Origin of the sequence: Psychrobacter immobilis (assembly GCF_904846235.1) — a bacterium.
Taxonomy (GTDB): Bacteria; Pseudomonadota; Gammaproteobacteria; order Pseudomonadales; family Moraxellaceae; genus Psychrobacter; species Psychrobacter immobilis_C.
Genome location: NZ_CAJGZN010000009.1, coordinates 1 through 16,698 on the forward strand (window position 1 = coordinate 1; position 16,698 = coordinate 16,698).

Below are 16,698 nucleotides of genomic sequence, written 5' to 3' on the forward strand. Positions count from 1 at the left end.
CTCAACAACTGGTTCAGGCTCAACAACTGGTTCAGGCTCAACAACTGGTTCAGGCTCAACAACTGGTTCAGGCTCAACAACTGGTTCAGGCTCAACAACTGGTTCAGGCTCAACAACTGGTTCAGGCATAACACTATTAACTGACTGCGCTAAATGGTCATTATCATCAATACCGCTTTGCAGCTCATCGTGACTTGGTGTCTGATAATCAGCATTATAAAGCTCTGGCGGCGGTGCTGACGCTTCATGTGCAATAGCATCTGGAGCTGATACCGAAGATACTGGTTCTATAGCTGGTACTTTGGTAACAGACCCATCATTATCACAAGTATTGCTCAAGACTTCATTGACTGGCAATGGACGAAACGCCAGTAATCGTAAAATGCACATCTCAAGCGCTTGCATCGGTGTACTTGCAAGCTTGACACCTTCACGTGCCTGTACAACAATCTCATAATACAGTTGCAAAACATCAGGGCTGATATGCTGAGCTAGCGTATAAATATCTTTTGCTTGCGCCTCATTGACATTAAGAGCGACCTCGGGCAACAGCTGAGTTAATGCCAACTGATGTAACAGTTCAGCAAGCCCATCAAACATACTAGTCGCATCGACCATTTGCGCGCGCATTTGCTCAATATGAGCAGCAACCGCAGACTTATCATGGTTATAGATATCTGTGATTAGACGTACTAAGTCAGCAGCATCAATAAGACCAAGCATTGCATTGACAGTCGCATCATCCAGTGCGCCTTGACCAAAAGCAATGGCTTGATCGGTCAATGATAACGCATCACGTACAGAACCTTTAGCTGCACTTGCCAACTGCCAAATGGCTGGCTGAGTATAGCCTACCTGCTCTTTGGTCAAGATATTTGCTAAGTGCTCGCTAAGTAACGTTTGTGGTAATGGGCGTAGGACAAATTGCAAGCAGCGCGAAATAATCGTAATCGGTAGCTTTTGTGGATCAGTCGTCGCTAATAAAAACTTCACATGTTCAGGTGGCTCTTCTAGCGTTTTAAGTAGCGCGTTAAAGCTGTGCGTAGACAGCATATGTACTTCATCAATCAGATAGACCTTATAACGTCCTTGGCTTGGCGCATAAGGCACATTGTCTAACAGCTCACGCGTATCTTCGACCTTGGTACGAGAAGCGGCATCAATCTCAATAAGATCAATGAAACGCCCTTGATCAATAGCAACACAGTTATCACATACACCGCAAGGAGTACTAGTAATACCTGTATCACAGTTCAAGCATTTAGATAAAATACGCGCAATCGTTGTCTTACCCACACCGCGTGTACCTGTAAACAGATAGGCATGATGCAGACGATTATAATCAATCGCATTAATCAGCGCTTGAGACACATGCGTCTGCCCAATCAACTCGTGAAAGTTTTTTGGTCGGTATTTGCGAGCTAAAACTTGATATTGCTGCGTCATAAGAAATGCCAATGTAAATAATACAAATATAAAGGGAGCGTCAAACTAATGAGTCATACTATGTTTAGGTTATAACTGAGCTTGAAGTTGTGCCAGTCGGTCATATAAGCGTTGAGTACTTTCATCAATCAATGAGCCTGCTTGATGAAAAATATCCAGATAAACCTCAGTGTTTACACTGTCTTCACATGGCCGAAACTCTACGCCCAGTAAAAACAAATCGTCCATTACTGGCTCTTGTAACTGGACATTAATATCTGACAATAAATCTTTATAAGAGAGCCGAACATTTTCTGCGCTCAGCGAACTGCTATCGTCTTGCGCATAAAACACCATGAGATAATGGCGTCCAAATACATGATAAGAATGCTCATGACGGACATAACCATTCCAGCGCGAGTCTTGATCCATGGTTCTATAAGCTAAGATTTTTTCTACTAGACATGCATAGGTATACATTGACTCATCTACCAAAATATCAACCTGCTCATTTGGTAAAGGTGTACCTGCTTCATGATAACGCTCAAGCACACTGTTGAATAGCTTGAACCACATTCCAGTATTTTTTTGCATCTCAGCCATTAAGGCATCGGCATACACAGTCTGATTCGGCTCTACTGCTTTAAGTAAGCGTAATTCAACTTGCTCAATTAACTCGTTATCAATTAGCTGTTCTTGTACCCTAATCGTTCTTTGATGAAAGTCCGGTGATTGTAGAAACTGTTTAAGCAATGTTGATTCGTTTTGAAATGATGCAAAGCTAGATAGTTGACGACGATGAAAATCTAAAAAGGTTGTCAAATCACTTGGCGTCACCAATTGATTGAGGATATCAACGAAGTTTTGATGACTAAAGACTTGTAGGATACTTTGCTCATCATCCAAGTCTAAAACACAGTCTTCTACAAAAAACCGACTGCCATATTCGTAGCCAACTGCATAAGATGAATGGCCCGATTGATCGTCTTGATGATTAATAGACAATGACGTTAAGCCAATAAAATAAACCGCTTTATCAGTTGTCGCGGCATTTCTATCTACAATTAGGCTGTCGTTTTTTTGATAAATCTGAGCGTGGCGTTTGATAAGTTGGTTAACAACTTCTTTTCTCCACTCACGAGCTTTAGCATTATCCACTTCTTGCTTAGTTGCCTGCATCACGACGGTATTGACGAGCAAATAAATAGTAGCGCCGGAAAACTCAAAAACAAAATCATAACCCTGAAAATGATCAGAGTCAGTGATTTTGTCATCAGGCAACTCATACAATGATAAAAAACATTGCTGAATCATTTTTTGCCATAGCGTATATGATGCTTGCTGAATATCCATAATACCTCTATAAACGATATTTCACAAAAAAGCTGATACCCATTCTGTGAAAATGAGCAAAAGCTTTTTATGCTGAGTTAAGTATCAGTTTGGATTTATAGCAAGCAAACCCATCTTAGCTGTCTTGTTTGCGGCGCATATGCGGGAACAAGATCACATCACGGATACTAGCAGAGTCGGTAAATAGCATTACTAAACGGTCAATACCAATACCCTCACCAGCTGTCGGTGGCAAACCATAAGACAATGCTTCGATATACTCTTCATCAAAATGCATGGCTTCATCATCGCCCGCGTCTTTTTCAGCAACCTGACCACGGAAACGCTCAGCTTGGTCTGCTGGATCATTAAGCTCACTAAAACCATTAGCCAACTCACGACCACCAACGAACAGCTCAAAGCGATCAGTAATCTCAGGATTGTCATCACTACGGCGCGCTAGTGGCGAGGTCTCAGCAGGATACTCAGTGATGAACGTTGGCTGACGCAGTTGATGCTCAGCAGTTTCTTCAAAGATAATTGTCTGTAGTTTACCCACACCAAACACATCTTTGACTTGCTGCTTAAGTGTCATAGATGCATATTCTGCTAGGTATTCACGATCATTGATACGTGTCATGTCAAAGTTTTCAGCATATTTTGCAATCGCATCAGACATTGATAGACGAGCAAATGGTGCTTTTAGGCTAATGGCTTCTTCTTGATAAGTCAGCTCTGTTGTGCCCAACACATCTATTGCTAACTGATTAAACAGACGCTCAGTCAAATCCATCAAGTCATGATAATCAGCGTATGCTTGATAGAACTCAATCATGGTGAATTCAGGGTTATGACGGGTTGAAACGCCTTCGTTACGGAAACTACGGTTAATCTCAAATACGCGCTCAAACCCACCAACGACCAGACGCTTAAGATAAAGCTCAGGCGCGATACGTAGATATAAAGGCATGTCTAATGCATTATGATGTGTCTCAAACGGACGGGCTACTGCGCCGCCTGGTATCGGATGCATCATTGGCGTTTCAACTTCCATAAAACGCTCATTAAGCATAAATTGACGAATGCCACTAACGATCTGACTACGAACCATAAAGGTATTGCGAGTCGTCTCATTGGTCATCAAATCAAGATGACGATTGCGATAGCGCGCTTCGACATCAGCCAAGCCGTGGAATTTGTTTGGCATTGGACGTAGTGATTTGGTCAGTAGCGTAATTTCTTCAATATGCACATACAAATCGCCTTTACCTGAGCGACCGATATAGCCTGATACACCAACGATGTCACCCAAATCTAGTGATTTAATGCTTGCACGCGTTTCCTCATCAAGCTCTTTACGTGCTACATATAGCTGAATACGGCCTGTCATGTCTTGGATCACGATAAACGAACCACGGTTGAGCATGACTCGACCTGCCACGTTTACTTGTGTTTTTTCACCATTTGCTGCTTTTTCTTCAATTTCCTGCTTTGAGACACCATCAAAAGCCGTCTGTAAGTCTTGCGCATAATCAGTGCGTTTGAACGTATTAGGATACGGCTGTTTACCTGAAGCACTGATATCGTCTAGCTTGGCTTGCAGTTGTGCGATTAGCTCGTTAGCATCTTCTACGACTGGGGTTTGATCTTGGTTCTGATTATTGTGCTTTGACATAACACTCTCAATATTTTTAGGTAATTAAATGGATAAACGAAAACAGAAAAATTAAATCAATACTTATTATTATAAGAACAGACATGGTGATAAAAACGATAAAACTATTGGTACTTTTAAAGACTAACTACTAGTCATTGCCACCGATACTGGCCATCAAATCAGCCTGGTGCTCACGTAATAGTGCATCAAGAATCTCATCCAAGTCGCCTTCCATAATGGAGTCGAGTTTGTATAAGGTAAGGTTGATACGATGATCGGTCATGCGGCCTTGTGGAAAATTATAGGTACGGATACGCTCTGAGCGATCGCCACTACCGACCAAGTCACGACGTATAGAATCCGCCACATCGACCTGTGCTTGTACTTTGGCTTGCTGAATTTTAGAGACCAGCATTTTCATAGCATGCGCACGGTTTTTGTGTTGGCTACGCTCTTGCTGACACTCTACCACAGTACCCGTTGGAATATGCGTCAAACGTACAGCAGAGTCAGTTGTGTTCACGTGCTGACCACCAGCACCGCTTGAGCGGAAAGTATCCATTTTGATATCAGCAGGATTGATATCAACGGTATCATCAATCTCAACTTCTGGCATGACTGCGACCGTACAAGCTGACGTATGCACACGACCTTGGCTCTCGGTTTCAGGGACACGCTGTACACGGTGAGCGCCCGATTCAAACTTTAGGCGACCATATACACTATTGCCAGATACGCGAGTGATGATTTCTTTATAACCACCATGCTCACCTTCATTTGCAGAGAGCACTTCTAGTGTCCAACCCTGGCTTTGCGCGTATTTCTGGTACATACGGAACAAGTCACCAGAGAAAATCGCTGCTTCATCGCCGCCTGTCCCTGCACGAATCTCCAAAAACGCTGGTACTTTATCGTTGGGATCTTTTGGTAGCATCATCAGATTGAGTGCTTCTTCCATCTCTACGATGGTATCACGCGCACTCTCAATCTCATCGATCATCATCTCTTTCATGTCAGGATCTGTTGCATCAGCTAGCATCGCTTCTGCATCAGCTTGATCCGTTTCTGCACCCACGTAGTTTTGCCACAGCGTCGTGATCTCCATCAAGTCGCTGTGCTCAACAGACAATTCACGGAACTTATTATTATCACTGATGACACTAGGATCTGATAATAAAGCGGTGACCTCTTCATAACGGTCTACCATCTGGTCTAAACGCAGGCGTAAGGATTCTTTCATAAAAGGACTTTTAATTAGATAAGAGGAATAAGCCCGTGATTATAGCAAATTTTTTGGGGTAAATTAAAACCTCTAATCATTCTTGTTGATATTGTCGGTAATCTTAATGTTATCTTCTCAAACATCTCTGTTTATATTTAGATGTCACGACGTAATTTCAATAGCAAAAACGACAGACAAAAAAAATAGCTAAGAAGACTCTTAGCTATTTTTATCAAGACAGGTAGTTAAAGTATTAGACCTTGCGAACTAAGACCGAACCAATAGAGTAACCTGCACCAAATGAGCAAATAACGCCCAAATCACCTGATACTAAGTCGTCTTTGTGGCGATGGAATACAATCATAGGACTCGCTGAACTAGTATTGGCAAATTCAGCAATAACACTTGGAGCAATCGACTTATCGGCATCTTTACCAACCACGGTACGCAGAATCAAATCCAACATATTAGCATTGGCTTGATGCAACCACATCATCTTAACATCAGATGTTGGGATGTCGTTTTCTTGCAAGTGCTCAGTGATAATCTCTGAAACTTTTGGACAGACTTCACGGAATACTTTACGACCGTTTTGCAAAAACAGCTTGTCAGTGACTGGTGCTTTGATATCTGGATACATTTCAGTCTGCGCTGCTAGATACTCTGAGCGATCCATAAAGCCATATTCGTTTTTGATGTTGGTCGAAAACTGAGTAAATAGCTTAGAGTTTAGAATCTCATAACCTTTTGGCGTATCTAATTCTTCAACGATAGAAGCGGTCGCTACATCACCGAAGATAAAGTGGCTGTCACGGTTACGCCAGTTTAGATGCGCTGAGGTAATCTCAACGTTGACCACAGCAATACGCTTGGCCAAACCAGAGATGATAGAACCATGTGCTTGTGACAGACCAAAAGTCGCCGCACTACACGCAACGTTCATATCATAAGCAAAGCCGCCGATCATACCAATTTCGTTTTGGATCTCGATAGCAACCGCAGGATAAGTACGCTGGAAGTTTGAGCAAGCAAGGATGATACCATCTAAGTCGTTGGCCTCAAGTCCAGCATCAGCCAAAGCGTCTCTCAGTGCTGCTGCACCCATTTCGGCCATGACTGACAACTCTTCGCCCAAGTTGCGGTAAGGGATAACTGGCGCCATGATTTCAGTATTTAAGATACCTTCTTTTTCCATCACATAACGTGATTTGATACCAGATACTTTTTCGATGAAGGCAGCTGAAGAAGGCTCAAGTGCCGTCACTGTCTCTGCAGCTATCTCTTCAGCATGTTCGGTATTATAGTTTTCAACATACTGGTTAAATGACTCAACTAGCTCTTCGTTACTAATGCTGTAAGGTGGGATATAAAGACCAGTGCCTGTGATACAAGTCGTCATGATAAGCTTCCTTGTCTACTACTGTGGTGCTTGGAATAAGCATAAAAGTGGAAAAATAATAGCCATTCAAATTCAGTGAATAACTGTAAACTTAAAATCAGTGTGTTTATTATGCCTGAATATTATAATTTTTCTAATACTTTGTTACAAATAATCTGTTTCTTGCCATAAATTAGCAAAGACTGCCGTCCTTTTGCGATAGCTACGTTATAATTGGTATCATTTTGGTCTGTACTATTCATCGAACTATCTTGATTATTCAGAATATTGATACGCGCTCATATTTAGGAATACTAATGGCAGAACTTCTCAACTGGTTATTTGGTCAATACGCTGACTACTCTACAATATTCATCATTCTTGAACTGATTGCCGTTGTCTTCGGCGTAGCAAGTGTCTTACTCGCCAGCAAAACCAATATTTTAGTCTTCCCTATCGGTCTGGTCAGCACTGCTATATTTGTGTACCTACTGTGGAAGTGGCAGCTGTTTGGCGATATGTTCATCAATGCTTACTATACCGTGATGAGCTTGTATGGCTGGATTAACTGGTCAAAGAATAAGAAAAACCAGTCTGTTGAGCACAAGCAGTCAAATGCCAATAATGTCCGTATTGAGCATTTGCATGCAGGTGACATCCCGATACTATCTGCTTTGGCAGCAGGAACGATAGCTTTTGTAGGATTGGTTTATTACTTCCGTCCAGTGATTAATAATGGCTTCAGTTTCGATGGTGCGGTACTTGGAATCCATCTATTTACTTGGGTCGATTATACTGACATGCTCACTACTGCTTTATTTTTGATGGCAATGTGGCTCATGGCACGGCGCAAAATCGAGCATTGGATACTCTGGATCATCGCTGATGCGATATCGGTACCACTATACTTCTATAAAGGTTTTACTTTTACCGCGCTACAATATGTAGTCTTCACTCTTATCGCAATCTGGGCATACTATGAATGGCAACGACGCTACCGTGTACAACCTCGAGCAGCATACGCCTAAATCTGTCATCAACGTCGCGGTTTTAGGGGCAGAAAGTACGGGTAAGACGACCTTATGTCGTGATTTGGCCGAGCATTTTGATACTCCTTGGGTGTCAGAATACATGCGCACCTACTTACAGGCAAAATGGGACGACGAGCAGCTGACTTGTACGTGGGAAGATCTGATCCCTATCGCACAGGGACAGGTTACACTAGAGAATACCTTGGCCAAACAAGTCGCTCAGTCGTCTAATGCCAGTCATTATTTGTTTTGCGATACCAGTTTGTTTGAGCTGATGGTTTATTCCTATTGGTATTATGGCGACTGCCCTACGACCCTTGAGCAAGCAGCGTTGGCGCATCACTATGACTTAATATTATTGACTGATGTTGATACCCCTTGGGTGGCCGATGATCTGCGCGACAGTCCGCATCAACGTGATAAGATAAGTGCTTATTTCGCCAGTCAATTAAGCAAGCACCAAAAACCTTTTCAACGCATTAGTGGCGATAGAAAAGCGCGCGTGCTGCAAGTAGTAGCGCAGCTCGATGATATAGACAAAATCTCATATGACTAAAACTAAATAGTTATATCTACAAGCTTACCCATATTTATGTCTTACAAATTTTTCGTCTTTAAGACTTTCTTGTCTTTAAAACCTAAGAGATACCCATGCTAAAGAAGTTTGAGCTTTATTTAGAAAAAACCATATTTAATAGCCGCTGGATACTGGCACCTTTTTATCTAGGGCTTGTGTTGGGCATTATTTTATTATTTATTAAGTTTGTCCAAAAGCTATGGTATATGTTTGCTGACATTCTGACGGCTTCTGAAGCCAGTGTGATTGTAGATATATTGGTATTGGTTGATATCTCTCTGGTTGCCAGTTTATTGCTTATCATTATATTCAGTGGCTATGAGATTTTTGTCTCAAAAATCGATACTGGCACTCATGATGATCGCCCTAGTTGGATGGGAAAAGTAGATTTTTCTGGTCTAAAGCTCAAAGTCATCGGAGCGATTGTTGCTATCTCAGCGATTGATCTTTTGAAATCCTTTATGGATATATCTAGCGGAATGAGTGAGCTCGATGCTGACAAGCTCATGTGGAAGGTTATTATTCACATGACCTTTGTGTTGTCTGGTTTGTTATTCGCTATTATGGATAAAGTCGTTGGCGACACGAAAAAGCATTAAACACATTAATAATCGAAAAATAATTATCCGAAAATATCAACTTTTACCCTTTCACATTTTTTCCATATTTCCTGCACATCTTCTCGTTATGCCCTCTCTATGATGTCTTTTAAAGCCACAGTCTGCTATCTCGGCAGCTGTGGATTAAAGACACTTAGGAGGCGACAACATGCAAAAAACATTATTGACTAAGTTATCCATCATTATAGGACTGTGTATCGTTTTTTCGATTGGTCTCACCATGATTGGCGATATCATATATGAGAGGCAATACTACGCAGAGTCAGTAATAAAAGAAATCAGCGAGCAGCATGTCAATCCACAAGAAGTCATTAACCCATTTATCGCTATTCCCACGACAGTCACACCGGAATGTCAGTCAAATGCATCTGATACACCAAATATAAAGAGCAAATGTGAACCGTCATACTCGAAGATTGAGACGATATTTGCCTCTCAGACGCAGGCTGCACAAAACCTAAAAGTAAATACAGACACCTATAAACGCGGTATCTATAGTGCTACTAGCTATGATGGTCAGCTGACATTCGATCAGAGTTATACGTTCGCAGAGACTTTAGTAAATTTAGATCAGGTTGGCACTACAATTGACAATGATGCAGATTCAGTCGGTATACCTCCTAATACAGACAAAATACAACTAGCCAAAACCATTACCCACTGGAATAAAGCAAAACTTATCATTCCTGTATCTGATTTGCGCGGTGTCGCTACCCTGCCTACTGTCACAATCAATCAAAAATCAATTGCAGCAAACTATCCGCAGATACCAATGATAGACAACTTAACCTATGTCGAAGTAGATATTCCTAAAGATATATTGGAGCAATTAATTAATCCTACTAGCCAGCATAATAAAGATAGCCTTATCGCCACAGGCTCAATAAATAAAAATCTAGATAAATCAGAAGTAAATAGCCAGTTATCTAATCCTAGAGACAATCAAGCGCTCAATATTGTGATCGACTTGCCGTTAGCTGGCATTAGTAGTGTGACGACTGTCCCAACTGGGCAGAACTTTACTCTGTCTATGCACAGCGATTGGCAGACACCAAACTTCATCGGTAAAGCATTACCAAATACTAAGAGCATCACCGCTAAAGGATTTGATGCCAGTTGGCAAAATCAGTATTTAACCGTTGCAAATAATCAGTACCTCTCTCAATGTCTCAGCGTGCCTAACCATCAATGTACTGTCATAAGTGAATCAACGCTCAATATCGATAGTCATTCGTACAATCCTGATTCGCTTGAGGCATCAAGAGGTCTGACGACAGACAGTACAGCAGTAGCTGGTAGTAATCAAAGTGTTCTGCTAAACAGCTTTGGCGTTAGTTTTGCAAGCCCCAACGATGTCTATCTACAAACTGAAAGAGCCATGAAGTACGCCTTGCTATTAATTTTGGTATCTTTTGGCACTTTCTTTTTATTTGAAGTGCTCAAATCAAGTCGTATCCACCCTATTCAGTATCTGCTCGTCGGCTGCGCACTATTTGTCTTTTATGTCTTATTACTACCACTTGCAGAACAAATCGCATTTTGGCAAGCCTATATGGTAGCGGCCAGTGCTTGTGTTGGGCTTATTGGCTGGTATAGCTACTATGTATTTGGCGGTTTAAAACGGGCAGCCATCTTTACCGCAACACTTGCTGGACTATATGCTGCGTTTTTCGGTATTTTAAGTACAGAAGATCTCAATCTATTACTGGGTGCGATATTCTGCTTTGTGATACTTGCCTGCGTGATGGTGATGACTCGCAAACTTGACTGGTATAAAGTGACATAAATGATGAGAGCCATGCGCTGTATAAAACAAGTCAGACAAACTGGTAGTAGATAGTATATTTTGAGCTGGCAATTTAAAGGAAAAAAGCACTTGGCTGCCTTAGTTTATCAACTGAGCTAAGGCAGCTAATCGTTATATTATTTGACGATATGATTGTTTAACGCTTTAGCCCAATTATTGCAATTATCCTCGCAACGCGGGCAACACTGATCAGGGTCAGAGATTTCATCAACGTAACCGCAATACATACAAGCATAATAAACCCCTGCTTCTACTTGCTCGACCGGTCGATATTGCTTAGGGAAAAGCGGCATACCGTAGTCTGTCTTTTCAGAGGTGTGCAATAAAATACTAAAATTGCCATCAGTCTCGAGCAAACCGGTACGCACTTGACCTAAATGCTCAACCCCTTGTTGGCGCATTTCAGCAAAAAACTCATCATGTGACATTTCACCTTTTTTGATTTTATCAAGCACCAGCATGCCATCTTCTACAATATAAAGTGACTTGCCTTCTAACAGGTCTTCAAAAGGCTGAAATTTCATCATCGCCCAAGTACAAAGCCTATAGAGCGAAATGACGGTACCCATGATTAATACCGCTTGAATGATGGGCAGGTCTTCGGTGAACATGGGATCACCTGCAATAGAACCTAGCGATAAAATGATGGTTAACTCAAAAATAGAGAGCTGACGGACACCGCGCTTACCAGTAAATCGTAAAAATGTGATAATCAATACAAACATGACAGTGACACGTATTAAGATTTCAAAGGCAAATAACCAAGTTGTGTCATGAATAAAAATACTTGCCCAATCCATACTATCGTTTCCTATTTATTTATCTGATTTATTGTGTTTAATGAATGTTGTTCTAAAGATTCATTTGATGCAAAGCACATCATCCCTATTTTTAGACCTTATCGTCAATACAACTATCGTTATTCTGATTTAAAAGAGACTTTTTGCCATAAGTACGACAAAATATCCTGTCTTGTGAGACGGCTATAGATTAGATTAATTAGTTATAAATCTATTATCTTTGCTAAGAATAAACGTTCGTTATAACAGCGTATCTTAAGACCTAAAACTAAAATCCTATGTTTGCCTGTTTTGTGCCATTTATTCATTGTAGGAATTACTTTTGAAAGCCACGATTTATACTATTATTGCGTTAATCGCCTTTGCTGCAAATTCTCTGTTTTGCCGAATGGCATTGGCGGAAGGCTACATCGATGCTTGGAGCTTTACCATCATCAGGCTAGTTAGTGCGACGGCCTGTCTAGGCATTATCATGGCTATACATGCTTACAGACTGCGACGCCAAACGTCTAATCATGACGAATCTACTGTCCACGCTATATTAAATGACAAAGGCAGTTGGTTAAGTAGTCTCAGCTTGGTGATTTATGCGCTGTGCTTTTCAATTGCGTATGTAGAGCTGGATACTGGCACTGGGGCATTGATTTTGTTTTCAGCGGTTCAGCTGACGATGATTGGCTGGGGTATCTATAAAAAAGAACAGCTCAGCGCGCTACAATGGTTAGCGTTTGTCGTTGCAGTGGCGGGGTTTGTATATCTGATGTTGCCATCCGCTGCCATACCGTCACCATTGGCTGCAGCGTTAATGGCTATGAGCGGCATAGCTTGGGGAGTATATAGTATACGCGGCAAATCATGTGTCTCACCGCTGCGAGCGACAGGGTTTAATTTTGTGCGTAGTTTAGTCGCTGTGCCTATACTACTACTGGTAGGTATGACGTATCTAGATGACTTAGGTTTGAAAAATATCAATTTGGATGGTATTACCATTGAAGGTGTACTACTCGCCTGTGCATCCGGAGCGATCGCCTCAGGGTTGGGCTATAGTATCTGGTATACAGCGATGCCACTATTGAAAAACACACAAGCCGCTATCGTTCAGCTATGTGTCCCTGTGATTGCTGCGTTGCTAGGTGTGATATTTTTATCTGAGCAGTTAACTATGCCCTTTATTATCGCAAGTACGGTCATTTTGGGCGCGGTCTTGGTGTTTACCTTAAATAAAAAAGTACCGGTATAAAATAATGCTATTAACAACCTATCATTAGCTAAACTGCTCAGAAAAAGTTCCAGCTTATGATTCTACCAGACAACATAAAACGCCCCGACTCTTATAAATCGAGGCGTTTTATATTCGAGTTATTATTTTAATATTGCTAGTCTACGGTCAACAGTCGTTGAACAACAGCATTTAAGCAACAGCATTTAAGCAACAGTAACTTCTAGACGAGTATCGACATTGCCGCGAGTAGCATTAGAATACGGGCACACCTGATGCGTAGCTTCGATCAACTGCTGCGCCTGCGCTTCATCAATACCTGATACTTCTACAGACAGCTCTATCTCTAGGTTGTAGCTACCGTCAGCTTTCATACCGATACCTACTTGCGCAGAGGTGTTTGAAGCGGTAACAGGCAATTTCATGTGCTGTGCAGTCATGCTCAAAGCGCTATCAAAACAAGCCGCGTAACCCATGGCAAAAAGCTGTTCTGGATTCACGCCTTCTTTGTCTTGCTCTTGAAAAGATACCAAGTCAAATCCTAAAGAACCATCGTCTAATCCAGTATGGCCAGAACGTCCACCAGTAGCGGTTGCACGCGTTTTATAAAATATTTTCATGAGTAATTATTCCTTGTTTCATATTATTAGAGGTCGTACTTACGCTGTTGCGATGAGATTATTATAGAATCCTCTGCATTTATACGTTAGAACAAACCTCTATAACTCTTGCCTAATCCTACAAATATTTATACTATCAGGCAACTCTATAAAATAAGCACTCGTGATGAATCAAACGACTATTGACCAACTTTTAGCAGTACTACCTAGAAATAAAACCATCGAGTCCGCTGTTTCAGGCTTGTTCTTTTACTGCGCGGACAAACCAAGCAAAGCCGTAAGCTATATTCAAGAGCCAAGTATTTGTATTGTATTGCAGGGAGAACGCGAGATTTATTTGGGTGCTGACTGTCAAAGGTTTGACAATAGTAACTTGATGTTCTGTCCAGTTAATATACCGCTAAGTATGCATATTAAACATGCTTCGATAAAAAACCCTGTCATTGTTTTATCAATGAAATTAGATTTAGCCATGATTAGAGATGTATTAGCGCAGCTACCGACCACACAACCAATGGCAGGCAGCCATTTAGGGATAAAGTGGCACCTAGATGACACCATAATGGACGCGTTTGATCGATTGATACGCTTGCTTAATTATCCAAACGATATTGATTTTCTGTCTTCTTTAATTCAACAAGAAATATACTATCGCCTACTCTTGGCTGAGCAAGGCAACAAACTTAAGCAATTGGTCGTTAGCGGTAGCCATACACACCGCATTGCTCAAGCGACTGACTGGATAAAGGCACATCTAGATGAACCTATTATGGTTGAGAGCTTGGCTAGTAGGTGCGGCATGAGTGTCTCAGGGTTTCATCAGCACTTTAAAGAAATTACCCAATTAAGCCCATTACAATATCAAAAAAGCTTGCGATTAATGGAAGCGAGACGTTTGATTAAGATACACGGCGCGCAAATATCACAAATAGCGATGCAAGTAGGCTACGAAAGCCCTAGTCAATTTAGCCGAGAATATAAGCGGTTTTTTGGTCTGAGCCCGAGTAACGAGTTGTAGTTATAATCTTATTTTTTAATAGAATAAATTTAACTCGCTTAGGCTACTTTCTATTATATCTATGAAATTCTTCCTCAAAAAACTTCATTTTTAAATTGAATGATTTATGGAGTATTTTAAATAAATAGAAAAATTGGTTGACTCGACTATATATTCGTATTATAACATATTATATATTTAAAAAAATGAATGTATGGGAGTAGCTTTATTCTGCGTACGATCGATGTAAAGCGATCAATAGAAAGCTTAGGGAGGAGATAACATGATTCGTTTAAGCTACACTCTCAAATGCTGGGCACTTGGCATCACGTTTTTTACAGTGTTCTACTTTATGGTAGTCATGAGTGACCCTGGCTTTAGCAAGTACATTTATATGTTAGCTTTTAGCACTTTGCTATTCCCTATTGCTAAGCGTGCAGTCGATGTTATGACCGATTTTTTCGCACCAGATATTGAATTGTTCAATGGATTGCTACCATCACTTTTAATCAATATTGTGATTTGGATGCTTACTCCATTTATCGTCGCATTAACCGTGATTGCCTATGTGCTTTATAGCATGGGTGTACTGACAGAAAAGATTAGCCATTAGATATTATACAAATAGAAAGGCTAGATTAGTGCTTGCTAGGGAGTTTCCTAAAAACTGTGTAACTGCTTATAATCCATTAACAGGAGAATAAGCAGTGACTACTCAATCTGACATTAAAAAACTGGCCGAGCAAATGGCTGGTAGCATGAAAAGCTTTGATAACATCAAAGACTTCCAAAAGCAGCTCATGCAATCCTTTATCGATACTGCCTTAGAGGCTGAGATGGAAGACCATCTCGGCTACCCCAAGCATGAGAAAGCAGATAAACCAAACAAGCGCAACGGACACACTAAAAAGACCGTCCGCAGTGATACAGGCGATCTTGAAATCTCTACCCCAAGAGACCGTGATAGCAGCTTTGAGCCTGTACTCGTTAGTAAGCATCAAACCCGTATCTCAGGTCTCGATGATAAAATCATATTGTCACTACAGGCATAGCCTTCCGTCTTGCGCTTCGGGCAAGTGTGCCCCACACACTTGCTTATCCTCGCTCATACGCCAAGGGTCAAACCACCACTGAGATCGTAGAGAGCATTAAAGAGCTCTATGACGTCGACATCTCAAGCAGCTTGGTTTCTAGAGTCACCGATAACATATTAGAGGACATCACCGCTTGGCAGAACCGGCCGCTGAGCAGTGTTTATCCTATCGTCTATCTAGACTGCATTGTCGTCAAAGTACGTCAAGATAAGCAGATTATCAACAAAGCCATTTACTTAGCGCTAGGTGTTGCTCTTGATGGTAAAAAAGAGCTGCTTGGTATGTGGTTATCAGAGAATGAAGGCGCTAAGTTCTGGCTGGGCGTTCTCACTGAGCTACAAAACCGCGGGGTACAAGATATCCTCATTGCCTGTGTCGATGGCTTAAAGGGCTTCCCCGATGCCATTAACACCGTCTATCCAAAGGCACAGGTTCAGCTGTGTATCGTACACATGGTGCGCTATTCAATGAAGTTTGTGCCGTGGACGGATAAAAAGGCCGTAGCGGCTGATTTAAAGGCCATTTACGGCGCTGATACCCTTGAGATGGCAGAGGCCAATCTTGAGCACTTTGATGAGACTTGGGGCAAAGAGTATCCGCATGTCATCAAGTCTTGGCGCAATAACTGGGAGGGCTTAACGGTGTTCTTTGAGTATCCGAAAGACATCAGAAAAGTGATTTATACCACCAATGCGATAGAGTCGCTAAACAGTGTGATTCGGACGGCAGTGAATAAGCGTAAGGTGTTCCCATCTGATCAGGCAGCATTCAAAGTGGTGTACTTAGCCACCCAGCAGGCGTCTAAAAAGTGGTCGATGCCAATCCGTAACTGGACGTCTGCTCTGAATCGTTTTATGATTATGTTTGATGACCGTATCAGTAAGCATTTAATCTAAATGGCAGTTACACAGAATCTGGG

General features: G+C 41.5%; 14 protein-coding genes and 1 pseudogene. 8 read left to right on the plus strand and 7 right to left on the minus strand.

All coding sequences use genetic code 11. The annotated features are described in order from the left end of the window. The 5 genes from dnaX to JMX07_RS07485 all read right to left on the minus strand — a co-directional run. Positions 1-1,446, minus strand: a 1,446-nt coding sequence (gene dnaX, locus JMX07_RS07465) for a DNA polymerase III subunit gamma/tau (RefSeq protein ID WP_227684698.1), incomplete at its 3' end; no start/stop codon positions are given. Positions 1,447-1,515: 69 nt separating this feature from the next. Beyond that, complete coding sequence (locus tag JMX07_RS07470) at positions 1,516-2,778, minus strand: hypothetical protein (RefSeq protein ID WP_201607204.1); 1,263 nt, start codon at positions 2,776-2,778, stop codon at positions 1,516-1,518. A gap of 115 nt (positions 2,779-2,893) precedes the next feature. Further along, positions 2,894-4,432 carry a lysine--tRNA ligase gene (lysS, locus tag JMX07_RS07475; protein WP_165596983.1) on the minus strand — a complete coding sequence of 513 codons (1,539 nt, stop codon included), beginning with the start codon at positions 4,430-4,432 and terminating at the stop codon, positions 2,894-2,896. Positions 4,433-4,562: 130 nt separating this feature from the next. Then, positions 4,563-5,654: a peptide chain release factor 1 gene (gene prfA / locus JMX07_RS07480; protein WP_057760300.1), complete on the minus strand. Its 1,092-nt coding sequence runs from the start codon at positions 5,652-5,654 to the stop codon at positions 4,563-4,565. 235 nt (positions 5,655-5,889) lie between these two features. Further along, positions 5,890-7,035 (minus strand): beta-ketoacyl-ACP synthase III, encoded by a 1,146-nt coding sequence (locus JMX07_RS07485; RefSeq protein ID WP_057760302.1) that lies wholly within the window; start codon positions 7,033-7,035, stop codon positions 5,890-5,892. 296 nt (positions 7,036-7,331) lie between these two features. Between JMX07_RS07485 and pnuC the strand changes: the two genes are divergently transcribed. The 4 genes from pnuC to creD all read left to right on the plus strand — a co-directional run bounded on the left by pnuC (position 7,332) and on the right by creD (position 11,028). Continuing rightward, positions 7,332-8,042: a nicotinamide riboside transporter PnuC gene (gene pnuC / locus JMX07_RS07490; RefSeq protein WP_102093029.1), complete on the plus strand. Its 711-nt coding sequence runs from the start codon at positions 7,332-7,334 to the stop codon at positions 8,040-8,042. Then, positions 8,014-8,601, plus strand: coding sequence for an ATP-binding protein (locus JMX07_RS07495; RefSeq protein WP_265088358.1), 588 nt, complete (start codon positions 8,014-8,016; stop codon positions 8,599-8,601). Before pnuC ends, JMX07_RS07495 begins: the two co-directional genes overlap by 29 nt. Before the next feature lie 95 nt (positions 8,602-8,696). Then, positions 8,697-9,221, plus strand: coding sequence for a TIGR00645 family protein (locus JMX07_RS07500; RefSeq protein ID WP_101204361.1), 525 nt, complete (start codon positions 8,697-8,699; stop codon positions 9,219-9,221). A 169-nt stretch (positions 9,222-9,390) separates the two neighbouring features. Continuing rightward, positions 9,391-11,028 (plus strand): cell envelope integrity protein CreD, encoded by a 1,638-nt coding sequence (gene creD, locus JMX07_RS07505; RefSeq protein ID WP_201607208.1) that lies wholly within the window; start codon positions 9,391-9,393, stop codon positions 11,026-11,028. Positions 11,029-11,165: 137 nt separating this feature from the next. Here creD and JMX07_RS07510 read toward each other — a convergent pair whose 3' ends face one another. After that, on the minus strand, positions 11,166-11,849 hold the full coding sequence (locus JMX07_RS07510; RefSeq protein ID WP_201607209.1) for a DUF421 domain-containing protein: 684 nt from the start codon (positions 11,847-11,849) through the stop codon (positions 11,166-11,168). 322 nt (positions 11,850-12,171) lie between these two features. Here JMX07_RS07510 and JMX07_RS07515 point away from each other — a divergent pair, with 322 nt between their 5' ends. Next, entirely contained in the window at positions 12,172-13,089 is a 918-nt protein-coding gene (locus tag JMX07_RS07515; protein ID WP_102091711.1) for a DMT family transporter, read from the plus strand. A gap of 185 nt (positions 13,090-13,274) precedes the next feature. Here the strand turns inward: JMX07_RS07515 and JMX07_RS07520 are convergent, their stop codons facing one another. Next, positions 13,275-13,688: an organic hydroperoxide resistance protein gene (locus JMX07_RS07520; RefSeq protein ID WP_201607210.1), complete on the minus strand. Its 414-nt coding sequence runs from the start codon at positions 13,686-13,688 to the stop codon at positions 13,275-13,277. A gap of 166 nt (positions 13,689-13,854) precedes the next feature. Between JMX07_RS07520 and JMX07_RS07525 the strand changes: the two genes are divergently transcribed. From JMX07_RS07525 to JMX07_RS07535, 3 genes and pseudogenes are all read left to right on the plus strand, one after another. After that, positions 13,855-14,706 carry an AraC family transcriptional regulator gene (locus JMX07_RS07525; protein ID WP_201607211.1) on the plus strand — a complete coding sequence of 284 codons (852 nt, stop codon included), beginning with the start codon at positions 13,855-13,857 and terminating at the stop codon, positions 14,704-14,706. A 262-nt stretch (positions 14,707-14,968) separates the two neighbouring features. Beyond that, positions 14,969-15,298, plus strand: a complete 330-nt coding sequence (locus JMX07_RS07530) for a hypothetical protein (RefSeq protein ID WP_102091713.1) — start codon at positions 14,969-14,971, stop codon at positions 15,296-15,298. Between the two features lie 133 nt (positions 15,299-15,431). After that, positions 15,432-16,675, plus strand: a pseudogene (locus JMX07_RS07535) (IS256 family transposase). Positions 16,676-16,698: the final 23 nt, after the last annotated feature.

Excerpts from the sequence above, each read along its gene's own strand:
- JMX07_RS07470 (WP_201607204.1), bottom strand. The coding sequence starts at position 2,778 with ATGGATATTCAGCAAGCATCATATACGCTATGGCAAAAAATGATTCAG.
- lysS (WP_165596983.1), bottom strand. The coding sequence starts at position 4,432 with ATGTCAAAGCACAATAATCAGAACCAAGATCAAACCCCAGTCGTAGAA.
- prfA (WP_057760300.1), bottom strand. The coding sequence starts at position 5,654 with ATGAAAGAATCCTTACGCCTGCGTTTAGACCAGATGGTAGACCGTTAT.
- JMX07_RS07485 (WP_057760302.1), bottom strand. The coding sequence starts at position 7,035 with ATGACGACTTGTATCACAGGCACTGGTCTTTATATCCCACCTTACAGC.
- pnuC (WP_102093029.1), top strand. The coding sequence starts at position 7,332 with ATGGCAGAACTTCTCAACTGGTTATTTGGTCAATACGCTGACTACTCT.
- JMX07_RS07500 (WP_101204361.1), top strand. The coding sequence starts at position 8,697 with ATGCTAAAGAAGTTTGAGCTTTATTTAGAAAAAACCATATTTAATAGC.
- creD (WP_201607208.1), top strand. The coding sequence starts at position 9,391 with ATGCAAAAAACATTATTGACTAAGTTATCCATCATTATAGGACTGTGT.
- JMX07_RS07510 (WP_201607209.1), bottom strand. The coding sequence starts at position 11,849 with ATGGATTGGGCAAGTATTTTTATTCATGACACAACTTGGTTATTTGCC.
- JMX07_RS07520 (WP_201607210.1), bottom strand. The coding sequence starts at position 13,688 with ATGAAAATATTTTATAAAACGCGTGCAACCGCTACTGGTGGACGTTCT.
- JMX07_RS07525 (WP_201607211.1), top strand. The coding sequence starts at position 13,855 with ATGAATCAAACGACTATTGACCAACTTTTAGCAGTACTACCTAGAAAT.
- JMX07_RS07530 (WP_102091713.1), top strand. The coding sequence starts at position 14,969 with ATGATTCGTTTAAGCTACACTCTCAAATGCTGGGCACTTGGCATCACG.